Origin of the sequence: Martelella alba, assembly GCF_005217455.1 — a bacterium.
In the GTDB taxonomy this organism is placed as follows: Bacteria; Pseudomonadota; Gammaproteobacteria; order Enterobacterales; family Enterobacteriaceae; genus Acerihabitans.
Map to the genome: position 1 here is coordinate 17,589 of NZ_SZPQ01000050.1, position 11,138 is coordinate 28,726.

At 51.8% G+C, this 11,138-nt stretch carries 11 protein-coding genes; 7 read left to right on the top strand and 4 right to left on the bottom strand.

Annotated elements, in window-relative coordinates; translation table 11 throughout:
- Window positions 1-100: 100 nt before the first annotated feature.
- The gene (locus FCN80_RS22565; protein ID WP_230492871.1) at window positions 101-949 is read right to left on the bottom strand and encodes an ABC transporter ATP-binding protein; all 849 of its coding nucleotides are present in this window, start codon (window positions 947-949) and stop codon (window positions 101-103) included.
- Between the two features lie 273 nt (window positions 950-1,222).
- Window positions 1,223-2,113 carry a LysR family transcriptional regulator gene (locus FCN80_RS22570; protein WP_136992597.1) on the bottom strand — a complete coding sequence of 297 codons (891 nt, stop codon included), beginning with the start codon at window positions 2,111-2,113 and terminating at the stop codon, window positions 1,223-1,225.
- A gap of 595 nt (window positions 2,114-2,708) precedes the next feature.
- On the opposite strand from FCN80_RS22570, the gene FCN80_RS22575 reads away from it, so the two are divergent.
- The 7 genes from FCN80_RS22575 (at window position 2,709) to FCN80_RS22605 (ending at window position 10,082) form a co-directional block, all read left to right on the top strand.
- On the top strand, window positions 2,709-4,016 hold the full coding sequence (locus FCN80_RS22575; RefSeq protein WP_136992598.1) for an MFS transporter: 1,308 nt from the start codon (window positions 2,709-2,711) through the stop codon (window positions 4,014-4,016).
- A 52-nt stretch (window positions 4,017-4,068) separates the two neighbouring features.
- The gene (gene oxc, locus FCN80_RS22580; RefSeq protein ID WP_136992599.1) at window positions 4,069-5,814 is read left to right on the top strand and encodes an oxalyl-CoA decarboxylase; all 1,746 of its coding nucleotides are present in this window, start codon (window positions 4,069-4,071) and stop codon (window positions 5,812-5,814) included.
- A 50-nt stretch (window positions 5,815-5,864) separates the two neighbouring features.
- Window positions 5,865-7,142 (top strand): formyl-CoA transferase, encoded by a 1,278-nt coding sequence (gene frc, locus FCN80_RS22585; protein ID WP_136992600.1) that lies wholly within the window; start codon window positions 5,865-5,867, stop codon window positions 7,140-7,142.
- Window positions 7,143-7,147: 5 nt separating this feature from the next.
- Window positions 7,148-7,618 carry a PAS domain-containing protein gene (locus FCN80_RS22590; protein ID WP_136992601.1) on the top strand — a complete coding sequence of 157 codons (471 nt, stop codon included), beginning with the start codon at window positions 7,148-7,150 and terminating at the stop codon, window positions 7,616-7,618.
- A 23-nt stretch (window positions 7,619-7,641) separates the two neighbouring features.
- The gene (gene frc, locus FCN80_RS22595) at window positions 7,642-8,889 is read left to right on the top strand and encodes a formyl-CoA transferase (RefSeq protein ID WP_136992602.1); all 1,248 of its coding nucleotides are present in this window, start codon (window positions 7,642-7,644) and stop codon (window positions 8,887-8,889) included.
- Between the two features lie 329 nt (window positions 8,890-9,218).
- On the top strand, window positions 9,219-9,392 hold the full coding sequence (locus tag FCN80_RS27510) for a GhoT/OrtT family toxin (RefSeq protein WP_136992607.1): 174 nt from the start codon (window positions 9,219-9,221) through the stop codon (window positions 9,390-9,392).
- Between the two features lie 336 nt (window positions 9,393-9,728).
- Window positions 9,729-10,082 carry a hypothetical protein gene (locus FCN80_RS22605; RefSeq protein ID WP_136992603.1) on the top strand — a complete coding sequence of 118 codons (354 nt, stop codon included), beginning with the start codon at window positions 9,729-9,731 and terminating at the stop codon, window positions 10,080-10,082.
- 164 nt (window positions 10,083-10,246) lie between these two features.
- On the opposite strand, the gene FCN80_RS22610 is transcribed toward FCN80_RS22605, so the two are convergent.
- The gene (locus FCN80_RS22610) at window positions 10,247-10,750 is read right to left on the bottom strand and encodes an AAC(3) family N-acetyltransferase (RefSeq protein WP_170975497.1); all 504 of its coding nucleotides are present in this window, start codon (window positions 10,748-10,750) and stop codon (window positions 10,247-10,249) included.
- Between the two features lie 181 nt (window positions 10,751-10,931).
- Window positions 10,932-11,138, bottom strand: a 207-nt coding sequence (locus FCN80_RS26995) for a hypothetical protein (protein ID WP_230492872.1), incomplete at its 5' end; no start/stop codon positions are given.

Consider the following 11,138-nt stretch of genomic DNA (forward strand, 5'->3'; position numbering starts at 1 on the left):
ATAATGTAATTGCCTTGGGCTTATACCTGAAAAGATCAAGAAATAGCGGTTTTGGCGGACACCCGGCACGGGCTTTCCCCGCCAAACCTTGCCCGTGCAATCAGGCCGGCTCGAAGCAACGCAATAACTCGCCGTTGCGTGGGTGGGTAACCCGAAAACTGTGCAGACCGAACACGTGTTGCATGAGCGGCGAGTCAAAGACATCGTCGGGACTACCTTCGCAGCATTTGGCGCCGTGGTTAATCATCAATACCCGGTCGGCAAACGCGCTGACCAGCGATAAATCGTGCAGTACGGCGACAGTGGCGATGCGTTTATTCCGTATCAGGGAGAGCAACTGTATTCTGGCCAGGGGGTCCAGATGGTTGGTGGGTTCGTCCAGCAGCAGCAGCGTGGGCTGTTGGGCAAGCGCCCTGGCGAGCCCCGCCCGTTGTTGTTCGCCGCCGGACAGCGTGCCCAGATAAGCGGCACGCAAGGGATAGAGTCCGGTGTCCTTGAGCATTTGGTCGACAATTGTCCTATCCTCGTCGGCGGAGCCGCGGGTCTGATGGGGTAACCGGCCGAGCATCACATATTCATCGACGCGCAGGCGCATGTCGGCCGCATCGTTTTGCGCCATTAACGATATTCTTCTGGCTTTCTGCCGGCGGGTATAGCTGGATAGCGCCCGTCCTTCAAGAAAAATACCGCCCTGGTCCGCTTTCAGCTCGCTGCTCAGCAGGCGCAGCAGCGTCGACTTGCCGCTGCCGTTCGGGCCGATGATGACCAAACGCTCCCCGTGGTTAAGCGTCAATGACATATCGCGCAGGCGGGGTTTGTCATTATCGGCGCATAGCGTGAGATGGCGAACCTCCAGCAACGGGTTACTCGGCGGCTGTTCCAGGGCGATGTGCGCAACGTTCAATATCATGGCGTTACAGTACGCGAACGGTTTGAAAACAGGGTTCACGACTATACCGCGACCCGTCATGGCGGCAAAGTAAAAAAACAGGCGGCCAGCTTGCTACAGGGGGGTGGCTCAACGATATCATCATGGATAGCCAGCCTGTTCGTGTTGCCTCCGAGAACCTATTCCATCAGGACTTTCACTTGCCATTTTGGGTCCTGGGCAGTGCCCGACATCCTCGTGCGGTCCGTGTACGCGCTGGTCTACGCGCGCTGTCCGTGTCCAACTGGCTGCGTCAATGACGCCCGCTGGGGGGCTTTTAGTCACCCAGCGGCGCTACCCCAGGTTCTGAATCAGTCTCCATACCGCCGTCGCCGCCGGCGACAGCAAGCTATTACGGCGACGCGCCAGTTGCAGTCGCCTGTTTTCCATTGGCCACAATTGGCGGGTGGTCAAACTGGAGCCCTCCAGGGAAGATAAGGCCAGTTGCGGGATAATCGAAACCCCTATGCCCGACTGTAAAATACGAAATATGGTCGCCACATGCCCGAGTTCCTGGACGACACAGGGTTTAACGCCATGACGCATCAAGGCATCGTCGATAATAGGCCGACTCCCCGAGGCATAATCAAGCAGAACCAATTCCTGATTTTGCAGGTTGCTCCACTTCACCTGACTCTGCCGGGCAATGGGATGCGCCTTGGGTAATACCAGGCAAAACGGCTCCTCCATAAATGTCTCGGTGTACAAATCGGACGGTACCGAAGGTTCGACAATCACGCCGAAATCCACTTCGCCGTTTAACACCATCTGAATGGTTTGCTGTTGAACCTGATCATGAATGATTAAATTGATCTGTGGATAATTCTCCACGACCTGCGTGATACAGCCGGGCATGATGCCCGCCGAAATCGTCGGGCTGGTGGCCACGTGTACCAGCCCGCGCCGTCGCTCGCCCCTGCTCTGGGCATGACTAAGCGTGGTTTCCAGTTCACTTATTATCCTCCGAAGTTCTTCCGCCAGATCAGCCCCATCTTGAGTTAAAAGCACTTCTCGTGTGGTGCGATCGAAAAGTCTGATCCCTAATTCGGTTTCCAACTCGCCGATACTGTGACTCATAGCGGATTGTGTTAATGAAATCATGTTGCCTGCACGACTAAAACTGTGATGTTCGGCAACTGCTAAAAAGATCCGTAGTTGTCTTAACGAGATATTTGCCAGATTCATGATTTAAAATCATCGATAGAGTAAAAAAAAACATTTCCCCAATTCGCTCCCATAGGTCTTAATAAACATCAGTAGCAGAACAAGGTTTCATTACCTCTGCGATGTTAATTAAATAATTTTAGAAATTATTAGAAATGGCTCGCAAAATCATACAATAAAGGCAATGAAAAGTATTATATGATAAATGTAACAGCGGGAGGAGGCCTATTCGTAACAAATATATTTCAACTCGTTATTGATACGCTAACATTGATTGAAATCAAAAACAAGTGACCTGAAATATAACGAGTCAATGCTCTACCTAATTTAAGCTGCGGCGCGATGGCAAAGGAAGACATCCTGGTAAAAATGTTGTTCTGGTGACCGGGACGAATGAACGTGGCCCGCAAAGAGACGAGTGAAGTATGACGAGTATATGCCAGCCAAAAGAATAGAGCGCTATATAAAGCCGTGGCATACCGTCTCTTCACGTCTACAAGTATAAAAATTGAGTGTGGCACGGCACTGATGAATTCCTTTTTCAAAGGAAGCGATCTCCCGATGTTTCACTCAAAAAATATTTATTTTTGAACATCCTATCTTAGGAGGCTGTACCATGAGTGAGACTCTACCTACGCAGAAAAGTTCAGATAAGGAAATATTGGGTTTTAGTCGATGGTGGCTGTTTGTTTTGGCTTTTCTGGCGATGTCCGTCATCAGTCCATATGAATATGCCTGGTCGGTGATAGCGCCACATTTCGCCAAAATTTATGGCTGGGAACCGACTAAACTTTCGTTAATGTTCACCACCTTTGTGATATTCCAGGCGTTCGGCACATTGCCTGGCGGTATTCTGCGCGACAAATTCGGACCAAAGATTGTTTCTGTCGTTGCGGGTATCGTTGCGGGCATGGGGATCCTGATTTGCGCCTTTGGACAAACTTTTTCCTATACGGTCGTTCTCATTGTTTGGTGTATTGGTTGTTTTTTTTGCGGATTTGTCTATAACGCCGCGATCACAACCTGCAACAAATGGTTCCCCGACCACAGGAATATCACAATAGGGGTGATATCCGCCGCCTTCTCCTGGGGGGCCATTCCTTTCATTTTACCGATCCAGGATATCCCGCCGACCGCGCCGGATAGTGCGTTTTTCAATGTGATTTTTTTCATGACGGTTGTTATCACCGGCGTCATTATCATCACCGGCCTCTTTATGAAAGATCCGCCCAAGGGCTGGAATCATTTCTCAACAACCGCGGGCGCGAAGAAAAACGTGGCAAAACGGCCTTGCGATAAACAATACAGCATGGGCGAAGCTATGCGTACCTGGCAGTTCTGGGTACTGATCGCCTCGTTTGTTTTAGCTTCATCCGCGGGATTGACTTTTATATCCAAAAGTATCAAGTTCGCCTCGGCGTTCCATTTTAGCGTGACTGCGGGAACAATTGTTACTGTCGGTATCGCTATCACCAGTGGTCTAAGCAGGGTGGTGGGCGGTTGGATCGCTGATAGAATTGGCGTCGATAAGACCATGTCTATCTTCTATATTCTCTGCGGCATGTTTTCCTTAGTGGCGCTGTTTTTTGCACAAGCGGGCAGCTCAACAGGATTTATCAGCAGCTGCATCATCTCGATTTTCTTCTGGGGGGCATTATATTCCCTGTTCGCCTCAATAGTAGGTTATTACTATGGCGAAGTCGCTTCTGGCTCCAATTACGGATTACTTTATGCCACGGCCAAGGGATTAGGCGGTATTTATGGCGGTGTGTTATCGGCGTATCTGATTTCCTCTTACGGCCATTCTTTTACCATTATCGTCTCCTCCATTATGGCATTACTTTCCGGCGTCATTCTTATTCCTCTGTGGAAGCACCCGCCTATTTGGAAAGAAGCATCCGGTGTATTCGTAACAACGCATTGAACAATTGAATCATCACTGAATTGAACAACATGGCAATTTAAAGAGAGGCTTTATGTCTGTTATCAGCGAAATGGATATCGGGACACATGCAGTATCCGAAGAAACTGCATTGATCGATGGATTTCACCTTTTCCTCGACGCGCTCAAACTCAACGATATCGATACGATCTTTGGTTTGCCGGGTATTCCCATTACCGATCTTTTGCGCATGGCCCAAGGGGAAGGTTTGCGCGTCATTTCCTTCCGTCATGAACAGCACGCCGGCAACGCGGCGGCGGCGGCGGGTTTCCTGACCGGCAAACCCGGCATTTGCATGACCGTTTCGGCGCCCGGTTTCCTCAATGGACTGACCGCCCTTGCCAATGCCACCACCAACTGCTTCCCCATGATCCTGATAAGCGGCTCCAGTGAACGTGAGATCGTCGATTTGCAGCAAGGCGACTATGAGGAAATGGATCAGCTCGCCATCGCCAAGCCGCTATGCAAGGCCGCTTTTCGCGTACTGCACGCCAAAGACATTGGCGTTGGGATTGCCCGCGCCATTCGCGCCGCCGTTTCGGGGCGCCCTGGCGGGGTTTATCTGGATCTTCCCGCCAAATTGTTCTCGCAAACCCTGCCCCTTGAGACGGGACGCAAGTCCCTGATTAAAGTGGTGGATCCGGCGCCAAAACAACTGCCCGCCCCAGAGGCGGTGGCCCGGGCCCTTGATCTGCTGAAAAACGCCAAAAAGCCTTTGGTTCTGTTGGGAAAAGGCGCGGCCTACGCGCGCGCCGATGCCGATATCCGCGCCTTGATCGAAAAAACCGGCATCCCTTATCTGCCGATGTCCATGGCCAAAGGACTGCTGCCGGATACGCATGAGTTGTCGGCCGCGGCGACGCGATCTTATGTTTTGCAAGAAGCCGATGTGGTTTTGCTCATCGGCGCCCGTCTTAACTGGTTGCTCTCACATGGCAAAGGCAAAACCTGGGGCCAGGAAAACGGACCGAAAAAGTTCATCCAGATCGATATCGCGCCAACTGAAATCGACAGCAATGTCGCTATCGACGCGCCGCTTATCGGTGATGTCGGTTCTTGCGTAAAAGCGTTGTTAGACGGAATCGGTCACGGCTGGACCAAACCGTCCCTTGACTGGACCGGCCCTATAGCGGAACGCAAGGCCAAAAACCTCGCCAAGATGGCTGAAAAACTGGCCGCCCGTCCGTCCCCCATGAGTTTCCAAAGCGCGCTAAGCGTGGTGAAAGATATCGTCAAAGCCAACCCCGAGGCCATTGTGGTTAGCGAAGGCGCCAATACGCTCGATTTCGGCCGCAGCATCGTGGATATGTACCTACCCCGCAAGCGGCTGGATGTGGGCACCTGGGGCGTGATGGGCATCGGCATGGGCTTCGCCGCCGCGGGGGCGGTTGTCACCGGCAATCAGGTTATCGCCATTGAAGGGGATTCGGCTTTCGGTTTTAGCGGGATGGAGGTGGAAACCCTCTGCCGGTACAACCTGCCGGTCTGCATTGTGGTGTTCAACAATAACGGCATTTACAAGGGAACCGACAAAAATGCCTCTGGCGGCGTGGATGTGGCGCCCACGGTATTCGTCAAGGATGCGCGCTACGACATGCTGATGCAGGCATTCGGCGGCGTGGGCGCGCATGTCACGACGGCCGACGAACTGCGCAGCGCCATGGAGCAAGCCATTGCCTCAGGTAAGCCGACGCTTATCAATGCCGCGATTGATGAGACCGCCGGTACCGAAAGCGGCCGCATCACCAACCTGAATCCCGCCAAGGCGATGAAAAAATAAGCGTTATGGCCATGAATTGATAAGTCACAATAAACCACGGAGATGAATTTATGAGTAACTACAAAGATCTGCCTTTGGCGGGTGTCAAGATTATCGACTTCACGCATGTCCAAGCGGGTCCCGCGTGTACTCAGATGCTGGCTTGGTTCGGTGCGGACGTGATCAAAATTGAACGTCCGGGTTCGGGCGATATCACCCGTAACCAATTACGCGATATTCCCGATGCGGACGCGCTGTATTTTACCATGCTCAATAGCAACAAACGTTCGCTGACGCTCGACACCAAGAAACCCGAGGGCAAGGAAGTCCTGATCAAGCTTATCAAAGAGAGCGATGTCATGGTGGAAAACTTCGGCCCCGGCGCGCTGGATCGGATGGGTTTCACCTGGGAATATATCCAGGAATTAAATCCGCGGATGATTCTCGCGTCGGTCAAGGGCTTCAGCGAAGGCCACCATTATGAACATCTGCGAGCCTATGAAAATGTCGCCCAATGCGCCGGCGGCGCGGCATCGACCACCGGTTGGTGGAAGGGCGAGAATGCCGGACCGACCATTTCGGCGGCGGCCTTGGGCGATAGCAATACCGGCATGCACCTGGCCATTGGCATCCTGACCGCCTATATCGGCCGTCAAAAGACCGGCAAGGGGCAAAAAGTGGCCTGCGCCATGCAGGATGCCGTTCTTAACCTGTGCCGCGTCAAGATGCGCGACCAACTCCGTTTGGACCGGGTCGGCTACCTGGAAGAATATCCGCAGTATCCGCACGAGCCGTTCACGGACGTCGTGCCTCGTGGCGGCAACGCCGGCGGCGGCGGCCAGCCCGGTTGGATTCTGAAGTGCAAGGGCTGGGAAACCGATCCTAACGCGTACATTTATTTCACCGTGCAAGACCTGGTATGGACGCCTATTTGCGATGCGATTGAACATCCCGAATGGCGTGATGATCCCGCCTATACGACCCCGAAAGCGCGGCAGCCGCACATCATGGAAATCTTCGGCGCCATCGAAAATTTCATCTTGACCTCGGGCAAAGACAAGTACGCGGCGGTGGACTATTTCGGTAAATTCGGCATCCCCTGCGCGCCGGTGATGTCAATGAAGGAATTGCTGCACGATAAATCGCTGTTGGCGAGTGGTTCTATCGTCGAGGTGCCGCACAAGGTACGCGGAAGTTACTGGACTGTCGGCTGCCCGATCAAATTCTCGGAACTCAAACCCGAGATTACCGCCTCGCCGCTGCTGGGCGAACATACCGACGAGGTGCTGACCGAACTGGGTTACTCGAAAGAGCAAATCGCGCTTATCCATTCGGCCAAAGCGGTTTAAGCGTTATGGCGCTCACTCTAGGGCAGTTCCTGACGGCGATAGGCGACGCGGTGGTAATAGCCGATGTCAAGGGAACCATTACCGCCTGGAACCCGGCTGCCGAACGGTTGTTCGGCTTCCCGGCGAGCGAAGCGTTGGGCGCTTCGCTCGACATTATCATTCCCGAGCGGCAACGGCCGAGGCACTGGGCCGGTTATGATCAGACCATGCATACCGGTACCACCCGTTACGGCGCATCGCTTCTGCAAGTACCGGCCTTAAAGCGTGACGGCAGCACGATTTCCATTGCCTTCACCGTGGCGTTACTGCCCGGCGAGGATGGCCAGATGGCGTCGATCGCCGCCATTATTCGCGATGACACGGCGCGCTTTAATGAGTCGCGTGCGTTGCGCAAGCGACTGGCCGAGGCCGAGGCCAGGGAGGGCGGTCGCGTTTCGTCGCAGGCGCAATGCCCGCCGAGTGAGCATAAAGGATAAGTGAGAGCATTTAAGGAGAGAGTATGAAAAAGGCATTGGACGGAATCAGAATTATCGATTTTACCCATGTACAGTCCGGGCCGAGCTGCACCCAACTGCTTGCCTGGATGGGCGCCGATGTAATCAAGGTTGAGCGTGTCGGCGAGGGCGATGCGACCCGCAAGCAGTTGCGCGACCTTGCCGATGCGGACAGTCTGTACTTTACGATGCTTAACCACAATAAACGCGCCATGACGCTCAACACCAAGACGCCGGAAGGTTTGCAAATCGCGGAGAGTCTGATCGCGCGCTGCGATGTCCTGGTGGAGAACTTCGCGCCCGGCGCGCTGGACCGCATGGGCCTGACCTGGGAACACATTCAGTCCGTCAATCCACGTCTCGTTCTCGCTTCGGTTAAAGGGTTCGGGCCGGGGCGCTACCAGGATTGCAAGTCCTATGAGAATGTGGCGCAATGCGCCGGCGGCGCCGCCTCAACCACGGGCTTCGACGATGGCCCGCCGCTGGTTACCGGTGCGCAGATAGGCGATTCGGGCTCGGGTCTGCATCTGGCGCTGGGTATCGTTGCCGCGTTATTCCAGCGTAACACCACCGGACGTGGGCAGAAAGTTTCAGTCTCAATGCAAGATGCGGTGCTGAATCTTTGCCGGGTCAAATTACGCGACCAGCAAAGGCTGGATCGTACCGGTACGTTGAGTGAATATCCGCAATTTCCTAATGGCCATTTTGGCGAGGCGGTACCGCGGGCGGGTAATGCCTCCGGCGGCGGACAGCCAGGGTCTATCCTTAAATGCCGGGGCTGGGAGACAGACCAGAACGCCTATATCTATTTCATCGCCCAGGCGGCGGTGTGGCCGGCCATATGTAAGATTATCGGCGAAGAGGGCTGGATAGAAGACGAAAATTATCGTACACCCGCCGCCCGCCTGCCGAGATTGCGATCCATCTTTCAGCGCATCGAACAATGGACAATGACCCAGACCAAGTTTGACGCCATGGAACAGCTTAACCGGTATGACATCCCCTGCGGTCCGGTACTGTCGATGAAAGAGATCGCCGGGGATACGTCTCTGCGCGCCAGCGGGACCATCGTCGAGGTTGATCACCCGATACGCGGCCGCTACACGACTGTCGGCATGCCAATCAAAATGTCGGACAGTCCGGTGGAGATCATCCGTTCGCCCTTGCAAGGCGAGCATACCGCTGAGATTTTACATGAGTTGGGTTATAGCGGCGGGGATGTGGAGGCCCTGCGCGGCAGGAATGTTATCTGATAAGACGCGGACGGTGGCCAACGCCGCAAAAGAGTAACATGCCGATGCGCCCTATGCCGCCGGGGGCGCATCGGTAAGTTTTTACTGAACTGAGATGTGCGTACCCATTGCCTGGCGGTTTGTCGGACGCCGTTGCATGACGGATGGCGATTCGGCATATTTCACGTGGCCTCTTGGTTGGCCGCGCGCTCCCCTGAGTCACAGAATGAGCCGTGCTCCGGGGAAACTTTCTCGTTTGCCGCCACGGTGCAACCCAACATATTGAAAATATACAGATAAATCTGCTGCAACTTATTGATATTTTACCTCTGCGGGAAAACTTGTTTCCTATGCTCATTTACCATAAAATTCTATTGATTTATATTGTGATGGGATTGATTTGTACTTGTATTACCTGGTTTGTAACAAAGGAAACGCGCGCTATCCGGTTATTGGCATCATTGTTAATCGGTGCGACCTGGCCGTTCAGTTTTCCTGTGGCAATGATATTCTCCCTGATTTAACTGATCAGAGAATGCCCGCCGTTTTGCCGTTATGATTGGCGCCATCTGACTTGCGTTAGGGCGATGCGTTATATACTCGTCATACTGCAAGTTGCCGCTTTGTTGGCTGCACTCGCTCGCCCCAGTCACATAGTGAGCTATGCGCCTCGCATTATTTAGAGTATAGACTGGCAATGGCACGGCGGATTATCTTACACAATGGATCATATCTATACTCCGCATAGTTCAAATTGCCCTGCTGCCGACAAAAAGGCGACTTGAAGTATAATAAGTACGTTTGACTAACTTGCTTGTTAATTCATTAGGTGGCAGATGAGATTGGTACGGGAAAGTTCATTGCAATTTATCAAATCCATAGATATAGGTAAACTTGCAAACCATGAGTTATCTTATTGTCAGGTGAGTTTCAATGTGGAATATTACACCGAAGGGCTTTATGAAATATTTCGTATTGAAAAGGCAATTGAATTAGAGCGTGCGTCTGTACAACGCAGGGCTGAATATATTGCCAGCAGATATGCAATACGGCTAGTTTTTGATTTATGGAACATGCCCAACCCAAAAATCCCAAACGCAAGCCATCAAGCGCCCCAAAAAATCTCTTCAAAAGGTCAAGAGGATATGGCGTCTCATCTCGTCCGCAAAAGACATATCCCCCATGAACTTTATGAAAATAATCACCACTGTTAAGGTTTGTTAGCCCTTCTTTTCCTATAATTGCATTATACACGGACGACACCTGGAGCTGATAAAAGAGGTTATGACCATCAGTTTGCACAAACTCTAAAGAAAAGCGTGGCAGTTTTTTTGCAATTCGGCCTTTAGAAACTCCGCAACGGCATTCATATCCATGACTAAAATAACGCCCACTTCAGTGAATGTTTTTTTATAATCCCAGCACTGCTGAGTTTAGTTTCCAAATTAACCTGATTTGCATATATCACCTCCATATTCTGATAGGGTACGGACATATAATAATGAGTATCATCCTTATCCATTATTAACTTGTTATAAACATAAGGTACACCACAAAGTTGTTCAATATGATGTATTAATGTGAGTTTTTCGATGCCAGGCAATCCAATAATGACAATTTTAAATTGGTTTTCCAACATCGAATGCCAAGGAGACAATGGACCAAAAGCATATTTATGGGTTAACATTAAACGTGATTTCAATTCTTGCCCGCCTTTTTGTCGGTTGAAAGTTATCGAAAAAACGGGATGTTGCGTGCGGATACTATGGCGTTTTTGACACAGAAATTTTGAAAAATCACCTATATCATGAGACGGCGGAAGTCTACCTCGGCTATCAATGGGATGATGTTCATGTTCCCACGTTGCGGATAAGCAACCCATGATGCCAGTCCTAACGGTGTCGCGTATGGCTTTGTATAGCAAGCTGCATGCGGCCTCAGGAGCGAACGATTGTGTCTTTCGGAGCTGATAATAAAGGGGTATCAAGGATGAATGGACAAAGATATTATCCCCCTCGCGCAGACCTGATTGGCTGAAGTGAGATCTCAGCGTTTTATATAAATTAGGTAAATGGCGCTGCATCCAAAGCACTCCTGATGGTATCTTGAAAAAAGCTTTTGAAAAAGTCCCACCGATAAAATTCATAAAAGACTAGTGCGCTGCCATAAATTTTATGAATGTCTGTGGAATGCTGTGAGTAGGCCCCCTGCGAAACCAGACAGTAGAAGTCTCTTAACTTAAGAGATAGGCTTGGATACATGTCTAACAC

What these genes read in the sequence shown, in the direction of transcription:
- FCN80_RS22570 (WP_136992597.1), bottom strand. Translation starts at nt 2,113, where the DNA reads ATGAATCTGGCAAATATCTCGTTAAGACAACTACGGATCTTTTTAGCA.
- FCN80_RS22575 (WP_136992598.1), top strand. Translation starts at nt 2,709, where the DNA reads ATGAGTGAGACTCTACCTACGCAGAAAAGTTCAGATAAGGAAATATTG.
- oxc (WP_136992599.1), top strand. Translation starts at nt 4,069, where the DNA reads ATGTCTGTTATCAGCGAAATGGATATCGGGACACATGCAGTATCCGAA.
- frc (WP_136992600.1), top strand. Translation starts at nt 5,865, where the DNA reads ATGAGTAACTACAAAGATCTGCCTTTGGCGGGTGTCAAGATTATCGAC.
- FCN80_RS22590 (WP_136992601.1), top strand. Translation starts at nt 7,148, where the DNA reads ATGGCGCTCACTCTAGGGCAGTTCCTGACGGCGATAGGCGACGCGGTG.
- frc (WP_136992602.1), top strand. Translation starts at nt 7,642, where the DNA reads ATGAAAAAGGCATTGGACGGAATCAGAATTATCGATTTTACCCATGTA.
- FCN80_RS27510 (WP_136992607.1), top strand. Translation starts at nt 9,219, where the DNA reads ATGCTCATTTACCATAAAATTCTATTGATTTATATTGTGATGGGATTG.
- FCN80_RS22610 (WP_170975497.1), bottom strand. Translation starts at nt 10,750, where the DNA reads ATGGGTTGCTTATCCGCAACGTGGGAACATGAACATCATCCCATTGAT.